At 65.0% G+C, this 21,517-nt stretch carries 22 protein-coding genes; 5 read left to right on the plus strand and 17 right to left on the minus strand.

The window, feature by feature from the left end:
* Positions 1 to 14 precede the first annotated feature (14 nt).
* Positions 15 to 629, minus strand: coding sequence for a TetR/AcrR family transcriptional regulator (locus ACLMAJ_RS30915; RefSeq protein WP_412017388.1), 615 nt, complete (start codon positions 627 to 629; stop codon positions 15 to 17).
* Between the two features lie 127 nt (positions 630 to 756).
* Between ACLMAJ_RS30915 and ACLMAJ_RS30920 the strand changes: the two genes are divergently transcribed.
* Positions 757 to 2,823 (plus strand): neutral/alkaline ceramidase, encoded by a 2,067-nt coding sequence (locus ACLMAJ_RS30920; protein WP_412017389.1) that lies wholly within the window; start codon positions 757 to 759, stop codon positions 2,821 to 2,823.
* Positions 2,824 to 2,833: 10 nt separating this feature from the next.
* Here the strand turns inward: ACLMAJ_RS30920 and ACLMAJ_RS30925 are convergent, their stop codons facing one another.
* Positions 2,834 to 3,073: a DUF2530 domain-containing protein gene (locus tag ACLMAJ_RS30925; protein ID WP_412017390.1), complete on the minus strand. Its 240-nt coding sequence runs from the start codon at positions 3,071 to 3,073 to the stop codon at positions 2,834 to 2,836.
* A gap of 63 nt (positions 3,074 to 3,136) precedes the next feature.
* Between ACLMAJ_RS30925 and ACLMAJ_RS30930 the strand changes: the two genes are divergently transcribed.
* A complete protein-coding gene (locus tag ACLMAJ_RS30930; protein WP_412017391.1) occupies positions 3,137 to 3,574 on the plus strand; it encodes a MarR family winged helix-turn-helix transcriptional regulator in 438 nt (145 codons plus the stop codon).
* A 33-nt stretch (positions 3,575 to 3,607) separates the two neighbouring features.
* Here ACLMAJ_RS30930 and ACLMAJ_RS30935 read toward each other — a convergent pair whose 3' ends face one another.
* Complete coding sequence (locus tag ACLMAJ_RS30935) at positions 3,608 to 4,009, minus strand: YccF domain-containing protein (protein WP_412017392.1); 402 nt, start codon at positions 4,007 to 4,009, stop codon at positions 3,608 to 3,610.
* A 100-nt stretch (positions 4,010 to 4,109) separates the two neighbouring features.
* Positions 4,110 to 5,315 (minus strand): GNAT family N-acetyltransferase, encoded by a 1,206-nt coding sequence (locus ACLMAJ_RS30940; RefSeq protein WP_412017393.1) that lies wholly within the window; start codon positions 5,313 to 5,315, stop codon positions 4,110 to 4,112.
* Between the two features lie 232 nt (positions 5,316 to 5,547).
* On the opposite strand from ACLMAJ_RS30940, the gene ACLMAJ_RS30945 reads away from it, so the two are divergent.
* From ACLMAJ_RS30945 to ACLMAJ_RS30955, 3 genes are all read left to right on the plus strand, one after another.
* Entirely contained in the window at positions 5,548 to 6,195 is a 648-nt protein-coding gene (locus tag ACLMAJ_RS30945; protein ID WP_412017394.1) for an MspA family porin, read from the plus strand.
* Between the two features lie 11 nt (positions 6,196 to 6,206).
* Complete coding sequence (locus ACLMAJ_RS30950) at positions 6,207 to 6,905, plus strand: MspA family porin (protein ID WP_412017395.1); 699 nt, start codon at positions 6,207 to 6,209, stop codon at positions 6,903 to 6,905.
* 334 nt (positions 6,906 to 7,239) lie between these two features.
* Positions 7,240 to 8,940 carry an ATP-binding protein gene (locus ACLMAJ_RS30955; RefSeq protein WP_412017396.1) on the plus strand — a complete coding sequence of 567 codons (1,701 nt, stop codon included), beginning with the start codon at positions 7,240 to 7,242 and terminating at the stop codon, positions 8,938 to 8,940.
* 45 nt (positions 8,941 to 8,985) lie between these two features.
* On the opposite strand, the gene ACLMAJ_RS30960 is transcribed toward ACLMAJ_RS30955, so the two are convergent.
* The 13 genes from ACLMAJ_RS30960 to ACLMAJ_RS31020 all read right to left on the minus strand — a co-directional run bounded on the left by ACLMAJ_RS30960 (position 8,986) and on the right by ACLMAJ_RS31020 (position 21,449).
* The gene (locus ACLMAJ_RS30960; protein WP_412017397.1) at positions 8,986 to 9,921 is read right to left on the minus strand and encodes a T3SS effector HopA1 family protein; all 936 of its coding nucleotides are present in this window, start codon (positions 9,919 to 9,921) and stop codon (positions 8,986 to 8,988) included.
* A complete protein-coding gene (locus ACLMAJ_RS30965; protein ID WP_412017398.1) occupies positions 9,918 to 10,880 on the minus strand; it encodes an LLM class flavin-dependent oxidoreductase in 963 nt (320 codons plus the stop codon). Before ACLMAJ_RS30965 ends, ACLMAJ_RS30960 begins: the two co-directional genes overlap by 4 nt.
* The gene (locus ACLMAJ_RS30970; protein WP_412017399.1) at positions 10,877 to 11,896 is read right to left on the minus strand and encodes a T3SS effector HopA1 family protein; all 1,020 of its coding nucleotides are present in this window, start codon (positions 11,894 to 11,896) and stop codon (positions 10,877 to 10,879) included. The genes ACLMAJ_RS30965 and ACLMAJ_RS30970 overlap by 4 nt, the downstream gene beginning before the upstream one ends.
* A gap of 76 nt (positions 11,897 to 11,972) precedes the next feature.
* Positions 11,973 to 13,163 (minus strand): class V lanthionine synthetase subunit LxmK, encoded by a 1,191-nt coding sequence (gene lxmK, locus ACLMAJ_RS30975; RefSeq protein ID WP_412017400.1) that lies wholly within the window; start codon positions 13,161 to 13,163, stop codon positions 11,973 to 11,975.
* A gap of 218 nt (positions 13,164 to 13,381) precedes the next feature.
* On the minus strand, positions 13,382 to 13,699 hold the full coding sequence (locus ACLMAJ_RS30980; protein WP_412017401.1) for a transcriptional regulator: 318 nt from the start codon (positions 13,697 to 13,699) through the stop codon (positions 13,382 to 13,384).
* 45 nt (positions 13,700 to 13,744) lie between these two features.
* On the minus strand, positions 13,745 to 14,596 hold the full coding sequence (locus tag ACLMAJ_RS30985; protein WP_412017402.1) for an ABC transporter permease: 852 nt from the start codon (positions 14,594 to 14,596) through the stop codon (positions 13,745 to 13,747).
* A complete protein-coding gene (locus ACLMAJ_RS30990; RefSeq protein WP_412017403.1) occupies positions 14,593 to 15,561 on the minus strand; it encodes an ABC transporter ATP-binding protein in 969 nt (322 codons plus the stop codon). The genes ACLMAJ_RS30985 and ACLMAJ_RS30990 overlap by 4 nt, the downstream gene beginning before the upstream one ends.
* A gap of 60 nt (positions 15,562 to 15,621) precedes the next feature.
* Complete coding sequence (locus ACLMAJ_RS30995) at positions 15,622 to 18,081, minus strand: M16 family metallopeptidase (RefSeq protein ID WP_412017404.1); 2,460 nt, start codon at positions 18,079 to 18,081, stop codon at positions 15,622 to 15,624.
* Between the two features lie 160 nt (positions 18,082 to 18,241).
* Positions 18,242 to 18,604: a hypothetical protein gene (locus tag ACLMAJ_RS31000; protein WP_412017405.1), complete on the minus strand. Its 363-nt coding sequence runs from the start codon at positions 18,602 to 18,604 to the stop codon at positions 18,242 to 18,244.
* A gap of 43 nt (positions 18,605 to 18,647) precedes the next feature.
* On the minus strand, positions 18,648 to 18,965 hold the full coding sequence (locus ACLMAJ_RS31005) for a transcriptional regulator (RefSeq protein ID WP_412017406.1): 318 nt from the start codon (positions 18,963 to 18,965) through the stop codon (positions 18,648 to 18,650).
* Complete coding sequence (locus ACLMAJ_RS31010) at positions 18,965 to 19,432, minus strand: hypothetical protein (RefSeq protein ID WP_412017407.1); 468 nt, start codon at positions 19,430 to 19,432, stop codon at positions 18,965 to 18,967. Before ACLMAJ_RS31010 ends, ACLMAJ_RS31005 begins: the two co-directional genes overlap by 1 nt.
* Positions 19,433 to 19,510: 78 nt before the next feature.
* Complete coding sequence (locus ACLMAJ_RS31015; protein WP_412017408.1) at positions 19,511 to 20,371, minus strand: hypothetical protein; 861 nt, start codon at positions 20,369 to 20,371, stop codon at positions 19,511 to 19,513.
* A 55-nt stretch (positions 20,372 to 20,426) separates the two neighbouring features.
* On the minus strand, positions 20,427 to 21,449 hold the full coding sequence (locus ACLMAJ_RS31020; RefSeq protein ID WP_412017409.1) for a methyltransferase: 1,023 nt from the start codon (positions 21,447 to 21,449) through the stop codon (positions 20,427 to 20,429).
* Positions 21,450 to 21,517 lie beyond the last annotated feature (68 nt).

Consider the following 21,517-nt stretch of genomic DNA (forward strand, 5'->3'; position numbering starts at 1 on the left):
CGGTCGAAGTCCGCCTAGCCCACGTAGTTCGAGACCATCTCGCTGAGCAGGTCCAGCTGTACCCGGACGCTCTCGCTGTCGTTGTCGACCAGCCAGCGCAGCACGATCCCGTCGATCACATTGAGCGTGAACCGGCTCAGGTCGTGCACCGGGACCGTGAACCGGCTGCCGGTCGCATCGCGCGCGTGATCGAGGATATCGGCGACGGTGGAGTCGTTGAACGCGTACTGTTCTCGCGCAATCGCGAGTTTCGCCGGTGTTTGTTCGCCTTCGCGAAGTGCGTAAGTCGTCGTTTCGTAAGTGAGGAGCTGTCGCTCCGGTGTGGCTTCAATGTTGAGCCACATCAGTTCCAGTCCGGCGCGCACCAATTTCTGAAGCGCTTCTTTTCCACTTCCGACGTCTTGCCAAACTGTTTCATTGGCATCGACAGAATCGCGCAATTCCATCGATAACGCTTTGACCAGCTCGGTCATCAGCGCGTCCTTGTTTTCGAAACAGTAATGCACCACACCGAGCGAAACGCCTGCCGCCTGAGCCACATCGCGCGTGGTCACGCCCGCCACGCCTTTTTTCTCGGCAAGGCCGATGGCTGCCTCGATAAGGTGGGCCCGTCGTTCTTCGACGCTCAATCGGGAGGACACCTCAGCGAGTTAAGCGTCCAAGAAGCGTGCAGTCAATTCGCGTGGCGAAAAATCTAGACTGGACGAGCGTCCAGTTGTGTGGTTCGCTTCACACCGGGATCGAAGGGAGACGCGTATGCCCGTGTCACGCAGAACGGTTTTAGCCGGCGCCGTGACGAGTTCGGCCACGCTGGCCACCGCGGCAGCGGTGACCACTGTGCCGGGCGTAACTACGGCATTGAGCGCGCCCGCCGCGGCAGCGCCGCAGGCCGGCGGATATCTCATCGGCATCGGCCTTTCCGATATCACGGGCCCGGCCGCCGACTGCGGGATGATGGGCTATTCGCAGTTCGAGCAGCAGACCGCGGGCATCCACTTGCGCCCACGTGCTCGCGCGTTCGTCATCGCCACCGACGAGCGGCGAATCGTGTTCGCCGTCGCGGAGAACGGCATGATCTTCCAGTCCGTGCACCGCGGTGTCATGCTCGAACTCGCCCGCCGCTTCGGTGACCTTTACACCGAGCAGAATGTGCTGCTCACCTCGACGCACTCGCACGCGACCTGCGGCGGCTCCAGCAACGATTACGCATATAACCTGTCGATCCTCGGTTTTCAGCAGCAGGTCTACGACGCCGAGGTGAACGGCATTGTGGAGGCGATCGCCGCCGCGCACGCCGATCTCGGGCCAGGTTCGCTCGCCCTCGGTCGTAGCGAGCTGCACGACGCGAGCGTCAACCGCTCGCGAATCGCCTTCGACCGCAACCCCGATGCGGACAAACAGCATTTTCCGCAGGCCATCGATCCAGCGGTCACCGCGCTGTCGATCATCAAGGGCGGCAGGCAGGTCGGCGCCATCACCTGGTTCGCGACCCACAACACCTCGATGACCAATCAGAACCGGTTGATCAGCGCGGATAACAAGGGCTACGCGTCCTTCTCGTTCGAGCACACCGATCACGGCGTCCGATACCTCGACGGCGCTACCGATTTCATCGCCGCCTTCGCGCAGACCAACGCGGGGGACATGTCACCGAATCTGAACCTGCGCCCGGGCTCCGGCCCCACCGAGGACGAGTTCGAGAACACTCGCATCATCGGTGAGCGGCAGTACCACGCGGCGAAAGCCGCACTCGCCGACGCGAAGTCGCTGAGTGGACCGGTCGACTCGATGCTCTGCTACATCGACCTGGCCGACACCGTCGTCGACGGTCGTTTCACCCCTGACGGTCAGCCGCGCCACACCGCACCCGCCGCCGCGGGCGTCGCGCTCATCGCGGGTAGTACCGAGGACGGCCCCGGGCTGCCGGGGATCCCCATTCCGGAGGGGGTGCGCAACCCGTTCGTCGACGCACTCGGTGACCCCAACGTCCCCGCGCCTTCCTGGCTCGCGGATGCCCAGGCGCCCAAGGCGATTGTGGCGCCGCTCGGCCTGTTGCCACCGGTGCCGTGGGTGCCGAACGTGGTGCCCATCCAGATCGTGCGCATCGGTGAGTTGTACCTGGCGGGCGGTGGCGGCGAGTTCACCATCGTCTCCGGCCTGCGGATCCGCCGCGCGGTGGCGACAGCGCTCGGTGTCCCGCTCGAGCAGGTGCTCATGCAGGGTTACGCGAACGCCTACCACGAATACGTCACCACCCCGGAGGAGTACGACTCCCAACAGTACGAGGGCGGCTCAACCCTGTTCGGGCGCTATACGTTGAGTGCATACCAGCAGGAATTCACTCGCCTGGCAACGGCTTTCGCCGCCCGCTCGCAGGTTCCCCGCGGCCCGGCCCCTCGTGACGTATCGAACTTGCAGCCGAATTTCCAGCCACCACCGGGTCCCGACACCACGCCACCGGGCCGCAACTTCGGTGATGTGCTGAGCCAGCCCGTGGCCACCGCTTCCCGCGGCACCCGGGTCGCCGCCGAATTCGTCTCCGCCCACCCGAAACACAATCCGCGCCGCAACGACACCTTCCTGGAAGTGCAGCGGCGCAACGACTCCGGCGAATGGGTGCGGGTGGCGAACGAGGGGGAGTGGGCGGTGCGCTTCCACTGGAGCAAGCGCGGCATCACCGAATCCGTTGCCCGCTTCACCTGGGATGTTCCCGCCGACGCGACGCCAGGCCGACACCGGTTACAGCACTACGCCGACAGCCTGAGTCCGAATGGCGCGCTGCACCCGTTCACCGGGACGACCGACGAGTTCGAGGTGGTCTGACCGCCGGACGCTATAGGCCCGTTTGTGCACCCTTGTCGCCACGCCTGGCGCCGCGGCGCTGGATGGCGAAGATCGTGTAGCCGAGCAGGCCTACCGCCACCCCCATGAGACACACCGGGCGGGCCGACTCCCAGTGATCGCCACTGGCCCACACCACGACCGCGGCGATCAGCCACAGCGCGCTGCCGACAGCCAGGACCGGTCGTGGATCGGTCAGCCGCTGCGGGATCTCGGGCACTTTCTGCGTCACAGCCCTAGGGTAGCTGCGGGAACAGTCATCCCGCAGCCAGCGGGTCCCGTATCGTTTGCCACTGTGACAAGGCCATCGGATGTTCGAGCTCTCGCTGGTGAGCTGTCGCTTGCGGTCGTGCGCTTGACGCGGCATCTGCGGGGTCGGCGTGCCGACGCACAAATTTCGCTGACCCAGCTGTCCGCGCTGGCCACCCTGCACAGAGACGGCGCGATGACGCCCGGCGCCCTCGCGGCGAAGGAACGTGTGCAGCCACCGTCGATGACGCGGGTGATCGCCTCGCTGTCGGATCTGAAGTTGGTGGAACGCAAGCCGCACCCGACCGACGGCAGGCAGATCATCATCTCGCTGTCGGACGCGGGCCGTGCGTTGATCGCCGACGAGACCAGCGCCCGTGAAGCCTGGATGACCGAGCAGCTGTCCACGCTGACCGACGAGCAACTGGTCGTGCTGACGAAGGCCGTCGGCATCATGAAGCAGCTCGTCACCGAGTCCGAATAGCGCTGGTAGCGGTCAGTACCTGGTGTCCTGCGGTTACCGTGCGCCGAACGGCTGGTCACTGTCGACGATCTCGCGGCCGAGCGGGAACAGCGACAGCGGGATCAGCTTGAGGTTGGCCCAGCCGAACGGGATGCCGATGATCGAGATGAACAGCGGGATGCTGGTGAGCAGGTGGCCGAGCGCCAACCACCATCCCGCGACGATGAACCAGATGATGTTGCCGAGCAGTGAGCCCGTGCCCGCCCCTTGCTTCTCGACGGTTGTCCTGCCGAAAGGCCACAGCGCGTAGGACGCGATACGGAACGACGCGATACCCCAGGGGATCGTGATGATCAGGATGCAGCAGATTATCCCGGCCAGGATGTAGCCGAGTGCCATCCAGAACCCGACGAACACCAGCCAGAGCACGTTGAGTATGAGCTGAATCGGCTTCATTGCTCCAGCATGCCAGCAGCCCGGCGTTTCGAGCATCACTCCTGGGGACTACATCGTTCTCAGGGCCGACCCTGATATGGCATCGGCGGGCCCGCCGATGTCAGAAGAACCAACCGGGCACCGCGTCGCGCTCCGCACCGAATGCCTCGTCGATAGCGCGCACCTGCCAGGAATCCTTGGCGTGCAACCGGTTCGCGGTCGCGAACACTCTGGCGGGATACGCGCCGAGGTACATGCTGCCGAGCACGTCGATGCCGAGTTCGATATCGGCGGCGCGGGTGGTCGGCGTGCAGTCGGCGATGCCGTCGCGCACCCTGAGCGCGAAGGCGCCGCCCGCGTTCCTGAACGGATCGGTCACTGCGAGTACGACATCCAGATCGCGCTGGTATGAGCGAGCGTTCAGCGCGGCGGGCACATCCATGAGTCGCAACCAGAGCCCGTCGAAGCGTTTGGCGGTCCGCACGAGCCGAGGATCGGTCAGCAGGTAGGGGAGCGGATCGTTATCGGTGAGTTCGGCTTCGATACGGGTCACGAGATCCAGCCCGCAGAGTGTCCGCCACAGTGCGGCATGCGCGTCCGCGGTGACCGTGCGAATCTCGACTACCTCGGCGATCTCGACGGAGTCGGAATAGCGATACCGATACAGCACGTACCCGTCCGGATGCAGGAGCGCGAAGAGGTCGGTGCCGCCGCCCCGGAAACGCTCAGGGTCGAGGAAGGTGATCTCCCACTGTGCGTCAGGACGCACCTGCGCACCGGGCGTCAGCCTGCGCCAGCGGTCATAGATCGCTCGCACCTGTGCGGTCGCTTCGGTGAGCACGGCGAGTTCCACGCCGCCGGGATCGGGTGCGGTCGGCAGGAATTCGGCGAAGCGCCGATCAATGCTCACCGCGCTTCCCCGGGTCGTCGGTCCATATCCGAACCGTCCGTAGATGTTGCCCCTGCTCGCGGTGAATATCGTCAATGGCAGACCGGCCGCTTCGATGCGTTGATGCTGCTCGGTATACATCGCGCGCAGAATCCCTCGGCGCCGATGCGTCGGCGCCACCGCGACCCCCGCGATCCCGCAGGCGTCCACCGTCCGCTCGCCCGGCACCGTCAACGTAAACGTCGTCGACTCCACATGCCCGACCACCCGCTCGCCGTCGACCGCGACTATCGCCTCCTGCGGCGGAAACAGCCGTCGATATGGCTCCTGCAACGACTCTTCCGGCCGCATACCGAAGGCCGTCTGGACCACGAGCCCGATCTCGGCCGCATCGCTCTCGACAGCCGATCGAATGGTGATACCGGGTATCAGCGTCATACCTGACCATCCCACGGATAGCCGCCCGCTCGCACTCGAATTTCGGGCGGTACAGCCCGATGCAGGTGTCCGGTCCGTACACCTGATTCGAGACGTTGACCTGCTGTCTCACCGATCTCGGCAGCGTCACCCGTTGTCCATCGGGAGAACGCTCGAATAGCGTTCCGCCCGGTAACCCGATCGGACCACCGTGAGGTCTCGATCGGCGGAATTCGATTGTGGGGGATCCCTAATGCGTTTGAATATCCTGTTTTCTGCTGCCGCCGCGACGACGGCGGTGATCGCCGGTATTCCGAACGCACACGCGGATCTGTTGCAGATGGCGCCGCATGAGCAGAGTATCGTCATGCCCGATGGGTGGAAACTCACCGTCGGCCACCGCGCGGAAACGGCCAATCGGGTGGCGCCGCTCAATACCATCGGAACCACCCGCGAAGTCTTCGTGACGAATCAGGCGTTCGGTAGCGTCGGTGGGTCCGGATCTGCGCTGAAGGGCGTGGTGCTAAAGACCGGATATCACCTCGGGTGCGCCATGGATATCACCGGAATAACTCTCGGCGGCACCCTCAGCCTCGGAATTGTGCCTTCGATAAGCATTACGCCGACTGTCCCGATGCCCACCATCGGTGCGAACATCGGCCCCAGTGCCAGCATCGCCCCGAGTTTCAGCGTGTCGCTCGTTCCCGGGAAAGTGGTCGACCTGTCACTCGGAGAGAAGCCGTTGGAGGGCGCGCAGGCGTTTATCACCAACAGGGACGCGCATGTGAAGATCGACGGCTGCACCGCTCCCGCGAGCATCCGCTCCTACACGATCATCGCAGGTAAGTCCGCCATGGCCGACGATTCAGTCGCCGTATACGGCGATCCGGTCGTCCTCTGATCGGGCAATTGATGAGAATCGGCATCTTTGTGCGCCCAGCTGCCTGGGTACTGATCGCGGCGGCGCTGCTGCTGGTTTCGGTCAACGCACCGGACGCGAGCGCCGACGTGGTCCCGGCACGGCCGCATGAGCGGACGGTAACGGCGGTGGACGGGCGAAAGCTCGTCGTCGGGCACCGGAACGAGACAGTGACCCGGCTCGGAATGGTGGACGGCAATCCGACGAATCGAGAGGTGTTGATCGACAACGACGCATACGCCGCGGTCACGAGCCGGGCCTCCGCCAAGTTGGGCCCGGCGACGCTTACTGTCGGATATCACGTCGGCTGTGCGATCGACTTGCGAACAGTTCTGGCGGGTATCGGAGCCACCTTCGGGCTGACACAAACACAATTGACGGGCATCAAGACCAAGATTACGGTGACCCCCAAAGAGAACGCCCCGCCCGAGGTGAACCTGCCGACTCTCGTTCCCGGCGCCGAGATCAAGCCCACGGTGTCGATAGATGCCATCGTCGGCTCGATCATCGATATTCCCTTGGCTACCGCACCCGTAGGAAAAGCTCGCGCATCGATTCCGCTGCGGCGCACCAGTATCAGAGTCGAGGGATGCCTCGCGCCGGCAACCATCCGGTCCTACGTGGCCTTGACCAGCAAATCCGCACTCTCGGATGAGTCGGTTGTGGTCTATGGCGATCCGATAGTCATGTAACTCCCGATGCCGACGGTCTCTGGCGGCATCCGAATGGTCCCGGCGGGCGTCATCATCGGCGTCAACCGGGGCCCTTCGCTGTTGGTGGGCGGACTGGATCCGGACGTTGCCATGTCCCGCCCGGCCGCTTCGCCAATACTCCTGCGAGACAGATCGGTCGCACCTGCAACGACAGTGGCAGCCGCCCAGCCGATCCCAGCTAGTCCCCGCGAAAAACATTGCTGTGCAAGGGAACCAATCGTGAGTACGCCGCGTCCAATGGGTTGTTAGGTAGTTAAAACATCGGTGCGTGCTCGATGATCGGCGCCGATGAATCCGTTTGGGGGGTTTCGAGATGGCTGCGACCAGTGTCATTGGATCGATCGACAACTGTAGTCACCAGTCGCCACGTCAGGACTTCGCTCTGCGTTTCAACGCACTGTATGCGGCGGGGGGCGGTCCGCCGCTCCGATTGCTCGCGTCTGCCGCGCGCAAGCGCGCGCATGTCGTCAGAGGCACCGCGCAACCGGTGCCGGTATCGGTGTCGGCGCAGCGGATCAGCGATTGGAAGGCGGGACGGAATGTGCCGTCCCGCTTCGAGGCACTGCTGCCGGTGTTGCTGGTGCTTGTCGACGCGGCGCGGCGGCGTGGGCAGGTGTCACGAGTGGAACTGGTGAACCTGCGACTATGGAAGCAACTGTGGGGACAGGCGCACGCGAGTCGGCCGAGGCGCACCACCCTGAACGTCACTTGCCCATTCCCAGGGGCCGCACCGTATTCGAGGTCGGACCGGGCGGAGTTCACGGGGCGAGACGACGCGATCGGTCACCTGGTCCGGTTGGTGGGTAATGCGGCGGTGGGGAAGGGGCCGGAACGACTCGTCGCGCTGACCGGAGCGGCGCGTGTCGGTAAGTCCTCTTTGCTCCAGGCCGGGCTGGTGCCCGTCCTTGAGGCACGATCGTGGACGGTACAGACGGTGGTGTTCGGCATCGATCCGGTGCGACCACTCGCGGAGGCGCTCGGGCGCTTGGAATCGGCCGACCCTCTCGACGGCGGTTCGCGATTGCTGGTCATCGATCAGTTCGAGCGATTCTTCTCCGCACGCATGGACGATGACGCTCGCAAGGTCCTGCTGACGCTGATCGAGCGCCTCACCGCCGTCTCGGTTGTGCTGATTTCACTTCGCTCGAGTTGTCTGGCGAGCTGCTCGGACTATCCGCTCCTCGGTGATATGGCCGAACATCGCGGATACCTGCTCGAAGCGATGCGGTCCGATGATCTGCGCACCGTCGTCACCGAACCCGCCCGCCGGCACGGCATCAAGGTCGAGGCCGGGCTCGAAGAGTTGCTGCTCGCCGCTATCGGTCGCGTACGCGGTGACGGCGCCAGGATCCGTAGCGAACCAGGCGAGCTGCTCATTCTGTCGCGCGCATTGCACGCGATGTGGGGCCAGCGCGAAGGGGTGCGACTGACTGTTTCGGGCTATCGGAAGGCCGGCGGCGTCGAAGGCGTTGTTCACACCGCGGCGACAAACATGTGGGATCGGTTCACCTCCCCCGAGCGCGCGATCGCGCGCCGCGTTCTGCTCGCGCTGGTATCGGTCCGCGGCGATGCCGCCGATACCCGCCGCCGTGTCCCGCACCGCGAACTGGCTCGCCTGGCGGGCAGTGAGCCGATCGGTGTCACGGTGTTGGATACCCTGGTGGACGAAGGGATGATCATCGTCGGCGTCGACGACGCACATCTCAGCCACGACTTGATACTGACCTGGCCGCCATTGGCGGAATGGGTAGATCGAGAACGCCCCGCCATGCTCGTCCGGCTCAGAACGGCCGCGGATGCCGCTGAATGGCTTGCCGCACAGCGACATCCATCACTGCTCTATCGCGGTATGCGACTGTCGACGGCAATGAATTATCTCGACAGCAGCGACCCGGCGGTTCTTGATTTCCTCGAGGCGTCCTCGACCGAGGAGAGCGCCATCGGTTCGATCGAAACCTGCCGGAACGAGTCCGCCGAAGAGGGGTCGGTCCGGACGGCGAAGACAATGTTTTGACCTGCCGAGCCGCGGCTCTCACCACTCGAGCTACGTGGCAGTGCTTCAGTGCATCGCGGAGTTGTATGAAGGGGCCGATGGATCGATTCCCGCCGAACGCAATTCGGTGGCGATGCGGGTGTGCGGGTCGTGTTCGGTGCGGGCGGCGGCGATCACGGCGGCGGCGAGTGCTGTTGCCCGGTGCTGCCCGAACGTGAGACGACCTATCGCGGGCCGGGGATCTTCGGGGACGACCCCGACCGCGATCCCGTCGCCGATCCTCCGGGCAAACGGTGAAGTGGGGCCGGCGATGCCAGCAACGTTCCGCAGCAGTCCTGTCAGGGCGCGCAGGCTGGTCTCGTCCTCTCGGTGGAGACTGATGATCAGGCCGTTCCGGCGGGGGTACGCCGCCGGATGGTCGAGAATCTTGGCTCGATAGCAGGCGCGGGAAACCTCGAGGAATTCCAGGACACGAGCCCAGGCGTCAGCCGCCGAATGCGAATTCGCCAGGTGGACATAGACGGGAACGTGTACGGCATCGGCGGGAGATCCGTGTGACCCGTGGACGGTCATGTAGCCGGATGTCAGGGCCGGACGCAGTGCCGAAGTCTGGAGTGTGACGAGATCGCCCGGTGCGTAGGCTGTTTCGCGGATCCTGTTGGCCGGAACGCGAATTCGCAATTCATCGTGCTCGACCAGCACCGTTTCCTGCCCGGCGGCGGTTCCGTCGCGGCTCGGGCAGACCCGCACCGGCAGCCGATAGTCCTTATGCGGAATCGATTGCGTCAGGATTCGTTCGAATGCCGCATCGCGTGTCCGTGGCAGGGGACCGGTGACACCGGCGTGGAACTCCTCGTAGATCGCCACCGCGAGCAGCCTGCGCAACTGGCGGGGATCGTCCTCCCGCACCTTCCGCACCGCCACGAGGGCGGTCCCGGCGCTCAGATCGACCGATATCTGAGCGAGGACGGTGAGCAGCTCCCGCCCGAGTGGTGAGCTCATCGAGCCATCTCGGACAGCACCGTCTCGATCTCCTGCAATGCCGCCTGGGTGCCGTAGGTGAAGGCGACGCCGGTGACATTGAGGACGATCTCGTCCACTCCGGCCGCGGCATACTCGGCGAGCCGTACGGCGATCTCCTGCACCGTCCCGAACAGGTAGGCGCCGCCATCGATGATCGCTCGGCCGCTGGCCCGTTCATCCGCCATATCGATCGCGATACCCGCGCCGGCCAGCATGTCCGTGTAGTGCTTCAAGCGAAGATGGCCGGAATTGCTGGTCAGGGCGAGGTCGACACCGTCGCGATCGGGTCCGGCAAGCCCGAGCGGAACCACGGCAACCACCTTCGGCGCCGGTCTTCCCGCGACCCGCGCGCCGGTCCGCAGCTCGGGCACGATCACATCCCGGATATAGGAAGCCGGTGTGAGCCAGGTGATGGCGACGTCGGCCACCTCGCCGACCAGCTGTGCCATGGCCGGGCGGAGCACACCCGCACCGACTTCGACCGGCGGACCGGGAAAGGACGGGAGTGTGTTGAAACAGGTGAAGTATTCGCCGCTTGTCCGTACCTCCTCACCGTTGAGCAGTGCTCGGACGATGGTCAGGTATTCGCGGACCGCGCCGAGTTGGCTGGCATAGGGCTTGGCCAGCAACGACTTCTGCAGGGGGATCGCCCCTGGGCCGAATCCGGCGATCAGGGGATGTCCCATGGTCGCCGCGGCGGACTGCGCCTGGAGTGCGGCCTCGTACGGGTGGCGGAACGGCATCAGCGTGACGCCGAGTCCGATCGGTACGCGGAATCCGCTCGCCGCCGCGTGCGCGAAGACCTGATAGGGGTCGCCGGCAACGCTCTGGCCCTGCCACAGCCGAAATGCCTTGCTCCACTGGGTGAGCGCCGCGAAGGGCAGAATCTGCTCACCGCGCGGCGTGCCGAACGGCATCAGGATCGAGTAGTGGGTCATCGCTGGCTCTCGTCGGGCTGTTCGGTATCGGAAGTGTCGGCGGGCAGCCGACCCACGGTCAGGTTTCGAGCCGGATGCGCGGGATCGATTCCGGCGGCGATGAACTCGGCAGTGAGCAGTTCGTAGAGGTCGCCTATGCCGCATGCCGCGTCGAGGAGTGCGCCGGCGATGGCGGATGCGCGGTGCTGGCCGAAACTCAGTCCGGTCATTTCGGGGCGCGGATCCCGTGGCTCCCAGGCGATGGACACTCCGGGGGCGATGCGTTCCGCGAACAGCGACGTTTCTCCGCCGGTGCCGTTCGTGCCCGTCACGAGTTCCGCCAATTCGGTGACGACATCATCGAACTGCGGGGCGAGGTATACGACCAGCGCGTCACGCCGGGAGTAGAGCAGGGGTGAGGACAGTACCTTCGCGCGATAGCTCACCTCGCGTGCTTCCAGGAATTCCAATACCCGTCGCCAGATACGCGGGGCCGCGTTCGAATCCGAGATGTGGATGTATACGCGTAGCAGGTCCGGTCCGCGCCGGAACGGCGTGGTGCCGTGCACGAAGAAGAATCCGGGAGATACCGCGGGGCGGAGTGCGGATGCCTGCATGAGCACCTCGTCCCCGGCCGTGTACGACTCGGTGTCTATCCGTTCGACCGGCACCCACATCCGTACGCCGTCTCGACCGACCAGGATCCGGGTTGTGCCGTCGGGACGCTCCTGTGCGAGTTCCCGCACCCGTACCGACACCTGGAAATGCCGCTGCGGAGTGTTCTCGGTCAACATCCTCTCGAATTCCGTGTCCCGGATCCGCCGGGGCAGGCGCTGGTCGGGATCGATTTCACGACCGGCGTGCAGGGTGCCGTAGATCGCGTCCGACAGTCTGACCCGCAGGACGCGCCGATCGGTGTCCTCGATGCGATAGCCGGCAATGACGGCCCAGTCGGCGTCGGGGCCGATTTCGATGTTGTCGATGGCCGCGCGCAGCGAGCGGGGAACCTGATATACGGCGGGTACAACGGCGGTCATGCGATATCCTTCGGATTCGGCGCGGACGCGGCCAAGTAGCGCGCAGGGCGCGAAGAGTGCTGGCGTGCAGTCGGACTCATGCGAGTCCGATAGCTTCAGCGAACCGATCGGGGGCCAGTAGCGCTCCGCGTCCGATGCCAGCGGCGGCCCGCGATATGCCATTGAGTCGTGCCGCCATGTCAGCGATGGCCAGCAGCCGGTCGAGCAGATGCCACCCTGCGAAAGCGGTTGCTCGCGTGATGAATTGATCGTCGAGTTGGGGGCGGACGTCCTGATATGCCGCCCAGAAGGCTTCGGTCAGCGGTACCAAGCGCGCGAGCTTCTCGGCGCCGCGTTCGAGGATTGTCTCGTGGGTCAGTTCGAATTCCGCGAATTCCGAATCGCCGCGAATGGTGACGATGTCGAGCACCGAGCGGTACAGCCATTCGCCTGCGAAGGCGCCCACATCGCGCGCACCGTCCGCGACGCGGAACTCCTCCCAGTCGGTGATGTGGACACCACGATCGGAGATGAGCAGCTGATCTACGCGGAAATCGCAGTGCGCCGGGACCTTCGGTGCGGCGGCTTCCCAAGTTCGTAGCTGTCGTACCCCGTCGATCAGTTCGGCGTCGTTCTGCAGCAACCGCCAGGTTTCGATGGTTCCGGCACTGGAGTTCTCGAATACTTCGAGCGGAATTCCCTCCAGCATGGTCACCGACGGGAACGGCACGACCGACCGATCGAGATCCTCCGCGTCGGTGGCGCCGGTGTGCAGCATCGCGATCTTGCGTCCCACCTCGGCGGCGAGATCGGTGGAGAACTCCTCGTCCACCATCAGTTCGGCGCCGGTGCGCGCATCCTCGACGAGGTCGAACGCCACGATGCGGGCCTCGGAGTCCGACCCGAGCAGTGCGGGACTCAGCAACGCACCTTCCGGAAGGCGGGTGGAGAAGGATTCGAACGCAAGAATTCTCGCCATCCGCCGGTCAAGATCCCTGGCGGATCCGATCAGTTGTTTGACGAAGACTTCGCGCCCCTCGACTGTCCGGCCGGACCAGGCATTGTTTCGTCCGACGGGCGCACTCACCGAGGTGGGGTCGAAGGCGCCGATGCCTATGCGCTCGAGCAAGGCGTTCACTGCCGGCACGCGGTCGAGATCAATCGGTTCGTACCCACCCTTGGCGGGATCTTTTCCTTTCGAACCCATCGGTTCCGAAGTCGGCGTGACGGCGGCGGCGATGCCCCGCGCGCCCGTATTCGTGTCGGAATCCAACTGTCGCAACACCATTGCTCCCCTTTGTCGAACCGTTTCGGAGTTCGATGCGGAGACTAATGGAGGGTAGTGTGCGGAGGATATCGAAAATTGCTATGGCACAGCACTTTCAGCTGTTCACCGTCGCTTTTCTGATGTCCGGTCCGGACATCGGAGATGGCGATTGATCCGGCCTGACACTCCAGGTCCCGAAGTCGGTCGCCACCATGGGCTCAGGCCGTGGCAATTTGCCGCTACAGGTCGCCGCTGACCTGGGCGGAAAGTCTGTTGAGCTCGGCAAGGTGCCCGTTCAGTGCCCGCTTGCCCTTCGCGGTCAGACCCAGCCATGTCTGCGGACGGGAGCGCAGCACCTTTTTCACCACGCGCACGTAGCCCGCGTCGCGCAGTATCTTCACTTGTTTGCTCAGCACGGAGTCGCTGACATCGAGTACATCGCGGGCCGTCGCAAATTCGACCAGGTCTGCGCCCGCGAGAATCGCGCACAGTCGCAGCCGGTTCGGGGGGTGGATGATCTCATCGAACACGGCTGGACGGGCATCCTGGCTTGCCATGATGGAAAGTCTAGTCCTGGCCTTACATCATGACAAACGAGTGGTTCACACGGTTCGCGCCAGTGCTCTGGCGCGGCGTTCCTCGACCGCCGAACCCGATTCGCGACGAGCCATTCTCCGGAGCACGATCGGGGCGACGGCCAGACCGAGCACGGCCCACGCGGCCAGCGCCCCGAACGTCTCCGCCGTTCGCCACGACTCGCCGAGCTCGTGCACGACAGCGCTGTCCGGGAGTATCGCCGAGCGCAGGCCGAGCCCGATCCAGTAGACCGGGAAAGCCTCGCCGACGACCTGGAGCCAGCCGGGCAGCACCGAGAGCGGGAAGAAGATCCCCGACAGCGAGGAAATGCCCATAGTCACGAGCATGATCACGCCGAGGCTGCGGGGACTGCTCACCAGCGACCCGATGATCGCGCCCAACGGCAGCGTGGCCACCAGGCCGAGCGCGGCGACGAGGATGAGTGTCGCCCAAGCCCCGGGCGTGTTCAGCGCGAGCCCGCGGAGAAAGGCGAGCGCTGGCACCAACATGCCGAGTGCGCCGATGAGTGCGCTGCCGGATGACACCAGGACCTTGCCGATGAGATACGCGGGCATGCCGCCCGGCAAGGTCTTGGCTCGCAACAGGGTGCCGTCCTCCCGCTCGACCGCGAGGGCCTGCGCGATGCCGCTCATGCCGGTGGTGCCAAACGTCAAAGCCAGCAGGCCCGGCAGGATGAACGCGCCGACGGATCCGCCGGTGCTCTCGCCGGTCCGATCGCGCAGCATGAAAATGACGACGACCAGGATCGCGATCATGAGCACCTGATTCAGCAGATCGCGTCGTCTGCCGAAGGTGAATCCCAGTTCGATCCGGCCGCGTCGAAATCCATTGCGCAGCACGGAGCGCCATGTCTTCATCGGGTCGACCCTTCCGCCGTTTGTTCAATTTCAACTTCGGGAGCCGATGCCCGCACCAAGGCGAGATAGGTGTCCTCGAGATCGGCCTTGCGGATCGCGAGATCGGTGATCGCACCGCCGTGCGTCGTCAGCAGGTTGCGCACGAATTCCGTACTGTCCGAGGTCTTCTCGGAATGGTGTCGATCTTCGAACGTCCAGCTCACCTCGTCGAGGGCGGCGATTTTCCTGGCCAGCTCCACGGCGGCCCCGTCTGCGACGATGCGTCCGCCGACAAGGATGACCACGCGATGGGCCAGCTTCTCCGCCTCGTCCAGATCATGCGTGGTCAGTAGAACTGTGGTGTCCGACAGCGTCAATCCGCGGATCAGATTGTGGAATTCGCGCCGCGCTTCGGGGTCGAACCCCGTGGTCGGCTCGTCGAGGAACAGAACCTCGGGGTTGCCGACCAGGCCGATGGCGACATCGAGCCGTCGTCGCTGACCGCCGGAGAGGGTGGAGATCTGTTTGCCCGCATGGGCTTGCAATCCGACGGCTTCGATCAGTTCGTCGACATCGCGAGGCCGGGTGCGCTGTTCGGTGGAGTAGTCGCGGTAGTGGTCGCCCATATGTGCCAGCAGGTCACGGACCTGCCACTTGCCGTGGTCGCGCCAGGACTGTAGGACGATACCGATCCGTGCCCGCCACAGATTGTCGGCCCGGGCGGGATCGACGCCGAGCACCTCGACTTCGCCCGCTGAACGCAGCCGGAATCCTTCGAGAATCTCGATGGTCGTGGACTTTCCCGCCCCGTTGGGCCCGAGCAGTGCGAGCACTTCGCCGCGTCGCGCTTCGAAATCCACTCCTTGCAGCACATCTGTTGTGCCATAGCGCATTCGCAGCCCGCGGACCCGCAGTGTGACATCTGCGTGTATCGATTCGTCGTCCATCACTGTTGTTCCCCCGATTGCCTGACCGACTGTGAGCATTGGCATTCCATCGATGCGAGCACTGGCCGCCCCCCACTTTCCATTATGGAAAACGTAGCGTCAATTTTCTAACTTGGCAAGTGATGGATTGCCAACAAGCTCAGTGTCATTCGTGGCTTCCGAGACGAAGTGGCGCTTCCCTGGATGCTGCATCAGCGTGACTTCTTGGAACTCGAGCCCCGCTACGCTCCCCGTAGCCGCCAGTACTCGCGCGGATGATCCGAACAGCTCGTCCATTGCGACCGCCATATCGTCGCGCGTGACCGCCCGTAGTCGTTCCGGCAGCCGCAGCAGCCAGTTCGGCTCTCGCCCCGCGGCGGCGGTGAGTCGGACCGCGTCCGCCAGTCGGCTCGGCGAATCGAAACAGCCGAGCAGTTGACCACCGCAGTACGCGGCGGCCAGGTCGATATCAGGCGTGCCAGGCGGTTCGTCGAGTGCACGCCGTACCTCCGCCGCGGTCAGCGCGACTACGGCGTCGAGTTCAGCCCGGGAAGTCTTCGCCTTCAGGAACATTCGCGGCCGCCCGAGGAAGACATCGCGCCCTGGAGTCACCCACGCTCCGCTCACCTCGCTCATGCGCTCGGCGAATCGGATGCCGGCGACCGCGATCGCGAGGTACCGGGCCGGGCTACCGGTATTCTGCGCCGGTTCGCTCCAACTCCAGGCAAGCTCGATCCCGGGATGGGGGTTCGCGGCGATGATCACGTCGTCGGCGCGCCAGGGGGCGAACCTCCATGCCGGTTCCGCCCATGAACTCAAGGCTGTATGTGCCTGCTGGAGAAGGTAGTCCGGATCGAGATCGCCGACAGCGACCAGAACCGAGCCACGCGGTGACGGCCGCGACTGCTGCGCGGCGATCGACCAGTGGTGACGCAGCACCGCGTCTGGGCCGGATCCGAGAGGCGACGCAGGCGGCGGAACACATTCTGATACAGCCGCGGCCATATTGCTCAGCAGGTCGTCCAGTCCTGCGGCGGCGGCGGCCGAGATGTCGAGCCATTCGCTGTCGCTGGTCATCCGCATCCCGGTGTGGGTGGGCCCGACCGCCGCACCGTACGGGCAGCGCAATCGCACCTCGATGACGGGAGCCCTGTCATCGCGGATGGCGATCACTCGAAGTCCGTTGTCCAGCAGCGTTTCCGCGTATCCGGCGAAGGTGGGATCGGGCTGGAGGATCGGTGCGGGCAGCGGCCTGCTTTCGCGGCGAACCGCTGGCTCGGGCTCGCGGCACGGTGACTCCGAACTCCTTGCGATGGCCACGGCCGAGGCAGTGGGGTCGCTATCAGGTCCGTGCTCGATGACCACCACCGCCTTCGACGAGTTGCCGAGGTGTTGCGCCGCGCGGGCGATGTCTTCCGCGGCCAGCGTCGCGATCATGCCGGGTAGCCCGTCCAGGAGCCTGGCGTCATCGAACAGCAATTCGAACCTGCCCAGAGCCCGTGCGCGATCCTGCAGATCGGCGTGCCGACGGTGATGCTCGAGGATCAGATCGGCAAGGGCGCGCGGGAGCACCTCCGCCACCTGCGATGCGCAGGACAGCAACGACCAGTAGCGCTCCGCCATGTTCCGCAGCACATCCGGTTCCGTCATGCCGACCACGATGAAAACGTCCGGGTCACGGGCGTCGAACGGTCCGAACAGTCCGCACCCGGCGTCAACGGCGATCGGCGCTGTGGCACGGACGATCTCGGCGAGCGCCAGATGTCCCAGGTAGGCGGTGGTCGAGATGCCTGGGTCGGGCAGGCGGTACCCCAGCGCGACCGCGGGTGCGGTGACATCCGGCCTGGTCCGTCGCAGCCAGCGGTCGGCCTCCTGGTCCGGCTCGGCGAGGTTCGCAATCGCGGCGATGGGCCTTGGGGGTATGTCGCCGAAATGGCGCTCGATCATGGCCAGTACCGATTGCGGCCGGACTCCACCGACGACGGTCAGCACGGCGTTGTTCGGCGCGTAGTAATCGCGGTGGAAGTCTTCGAAGTCGCCGAACGGCACCGCGCGCAGGTCCTCGATACGTCCATAACCATTGTGGGCGTTGGCGTATGAGCGATACAGCGCCGCGGGCAACAGCGGCCACCGGAGACCGCCGTACGGCGGATCCGATATCGCCTCGCGGATCTCCTGCTCGATGCCATCCAACTGAACGGCCAGCGCCGACGGCGTGAATACGGGGGCGCGCATCCGATCGGCCTCGGCGAACAGCGCGCGCTCGAGCATGGCGACCGGCGTCACCTGGAAGAAGTCGGTGTAGTCCTGATGGGTGGTACCGCCGGATGAGCCACCGAACGGCACGATGTGGTCATAGAAGGAGCCCTCCGGCAGATTCTCGCTGCCTCGGAACATCAGATGCTCGAACAGGTGCGCGAAGCCCTCCCGAGCCGGTGGCTCGGAACGGAATCCCACGCCGTAGTGCACGGCGGTCGCCACGCGTGGGATACGGGCCGTGCTGTCGATGACTACCCGAAGCCCGTTGGAAAGTGTACGGCGAATCGGGCCGGGCCCTTGCTCTGAATTCAACTGCGACAACGCTTTTCGTCCCTCCCCCCGGATCCTGCGGTGACCGGGCGGAGTCTATCCATCGGCCTCGGTGCGGTACAACCGAACACCCGGCTCTACGGGATCTCGCACCTGGTCACGGCGTTGGTCTCGGGTGTCCGGAGCGGACACCGAGACGAACGGGAACCACTCACATGAAGCGCAGCAGGACCGCGGCGGCGATGAGTCCCACCACCACCCAGATCGTGATCTGCTTGGCGCGGGAGTCGCCCTTCAGCCAGGCGCGCACCCGGATCAGCCGCCGCTCCGCCCAGACCTGCGCGGGTATCGCGCGATCGAATTCGAGGGCGAGCAGCCGGAGGCTCACGATCAGTAATGGCAAACCGAGCTCAGGTGCCCAGAACAGGGCGACCGCGGCGACACCAAGTGCGATGCCGCCGACGACGACCAGGGCTCGGATCGGCACGGAACGGTTGTGGTGCCGCTCGCGTCGCTCGAGAACCCGGCGTCGGACGTCGTCTACGGTAGGAACTGCGGTCGAGTCGGTGTTCATGTCTGATCATCCCCCGGTCGGTAGGTCGATTGTGATCGGATCTCTAATACTGTTGCGGCCGAAGACCTTCGGCAATTTCGGTGATTCGCCTCAGCTTGGCGAGGTGACCGTCCAGCGCGGCGCGTCCGGACACGGTGAGTTCGAGCCAGGTGCGAACACGGGAACCCTTTGGCAGCTTGCTGATAGTTACATATCCGGCTTCGTCTAGAACCTTGATCTGCTTGCTGAGAACCGAGTCGCTGACGCTCATGGCGTCGCGCACGATGCGGAACTCCACGGCGTCGGCCGCGGCGAGGATGGCGCAAATCTGTAGCCGGTTGGCCGGATGTATGACCTCGTCGAAGACCGGCTCGACAGTCATCAGCTCTGTGCGCTCCGTGTCAGCGCTTTGTCGGCGGCCAATCCTGTCGCGAGAGTGAGTAGAAAGGCCACGACCGCACAGGCGATTGGGGCCAAGCGCAGGTCCATTCCCCAGCGCAGGACGATGGTCGCGGCGGCCAGTACGCCGAGCAGGGCCACATAAATACTCAGCAGCCTGCGTGCGGTCGGGGTAGCGATATAGCGGTCGAATGCGACACCGCTGACGCGGCGGACGATCAGGGACAGGGCGGTCGGAATGAGGCCGATACCGAAGATGACGCCGAAGGGGATGAACTCCCGCGGCAGGCCGGCCGAGGCGAACGCGCCGGCCACCGACAGCCCTGTGGCCGGGTGGTACCACGCTGGGGCGATGAGGCGCCCGGTCATTCGCTGGCGTGCCTGGGCGACCCCGTCCAGTGCCGATCGAGCGACGTCCGGTGTGAGGGAGGAGGATTCGTTACTTTCCATGTCGTCAAGCCTAACATTCACTTTCTAAGATGGAAAGTGGTTTGGCGGATTCGGAGCTCCTACCAGCGGCGCTCCGGCTCACAGATCGATCAGAAACTTGATGTAGTGCAACCGCCGCACGGCGGTGTCGACGCTCCAGTCGACGTAGGCGGTGAAGTCGTGGACGTGCAACAGCATCCGCAAGGCGGCCAGCACGGACCAGTCCCGGCCGAGGTCTCGGCCGTACCCGTCGAACAGCGCATCCAGCAGGAGTTCCCACGATGTCGGGTCCTGTTCGGTCAGGTGCCACCGGAACTCCACCAGCTCACCGACGATCCAGCCCATATCCAGATACCAGGGCGCGGCACAGACGTCCTCCCCGGTCAGCAGGAACGTCGCAGTGGCGTCTGTGCCACGGATCACCGATCCAAGCCCTGCCGCACCGTGTGAACACACCAGCGAATCCGTATGCAACTTGAGGCACCAGTCGCGTACCAGTGCCAGCCGGTCGCCGAGAATCTGCTCCAGCAGGGGCGCCGCGTGTGCTGCCACCGGAGAGCTCGCCCGGCCCGAGAGCCAGTCGTTCAGCCTCGATACCCCCCGCGCCGGGGCGCTCTCTTCGGGGCAGGGGTGTTCATGGATCGCCCGCAGTAGCCGACCGACGCCCCGCAGTTGCTCGGCGAGTTCCCTGTCGGGCCCGCCGCGCAGGATCGATCCCGCCACCGACTCATGCCCGTCGGCGCGGTAATTGCGCTCGTGCGCACCGCCTTCGCCGAGCACAAGCCGTGCACCGTCGAGTGCCGGGACCTCCCTCAGCGAAATTCCGCGCGTCTCGGAAGCGAATGGCACGGGGGCCAGCGGCCCAGGTCGTCGGGTCCACCGGTAACCGTCGTGCTCGCGGACGATGGTTGTCCGTAGCAGGCCGGTGCCATACTCCCGAACCAGGTTCGGTGTGGTCACGGCATGCCCCGGTCCGCCCGCGACGACAGCACCTGCCGCGCAATGGAATACGTGTTCACTCGGCTGATCCTGCTGCGGTCGGAGAGAATTCGAGCAGTGACCGAACCGGCGTGACCGGACCCTCGAACGTCACACGCAGTCCAGCCGCGGCGCCCAACGCCTTCAACTCCGTCACCGTGCGTACCGGGGTCGGCATCGTCGCACGGATCCACAACCGCTGACCGGCGCCCGGCAGCACGAGATTCACATCCGCGACCAGCACCTTGCCCTGCGGCCCTGCGGCCTCGGCGCAGCGCCGCAGAATCGCGATAGCGTCCTCGTCACCCCAATCGGCCAGGATGGCCGACAGCAGGTACACGTCCGCACCGGACGGCAGGGGATCGAAGAAGCTGCCGACAACCGCTTCGCATCTGTCGTTCAGGCCGTTGGCGGCGAAGGTATCGGCGGCGACTGTCGCGGCATTCTTCAGATCGAGCAGCGTCCCTTGCAGGTGGGTATGGTGCTTGGCCAGCTCGGTCAAGATCACGCCGGTATTGCCGCCCACATCCACGACATGCCGCACGGCGCTCCAGTCGTAGTCGTTGACGATCATCGCCGTATCCCAGCCGAGTGCGTCCAAACCGTCGTACCGTCTTGGCGTGAACGCATCCTGGAACGAGGGATCCTCATTGACGCTGTCCCAATACGACTGCCCGAATACCGATGCGTGACAAGGCTCGCCGGTTCGGATCGTGTGCAGGACATTGATCAGCGCTGCGTCCGATCGGCCGATCAGGCCGTCCATGGTCAACGAACTTCGCACCAACGCCGGATGTTCATCGCGCAGCGCTTGCCCCAGCTCGGTCAGCGCGAAACCCTCGATCGTGTTGCCACTCAGCACATCCAGTTCGACCAGGTAGTCGAGCAACAGCTCCATGACATCCGGCCGTGAATTCGTTCGCGACGCCAGCGCCGCGGGGGTGGCCGTTCCCGCCGCGATATGGTCGGCGATTCGGAGTGTCGCCGCCGCGCGCAGCGCGGACGGACGCACCATGTCCGCCATGTCGATCAGCTGCCGTGCTGATTTCAGCCCAGTCACCTCTGTCACCTCTGTCACTAGTTGTTCGGCCGGAGCCGTGTGCGGAGGCTCGACTCCGCACACGGCTC

Origin of the sequence: Nocardia arseniciresistens, assembly GCF_046764875.1 — a bacterium.
GTDB classification, from domain to species: Bacteria; Actinomycetota; Actinomycetes; order Mycobacteriales; family Mycobacteriaceae; genus Nocardia; species Nocardia arseniciresistens.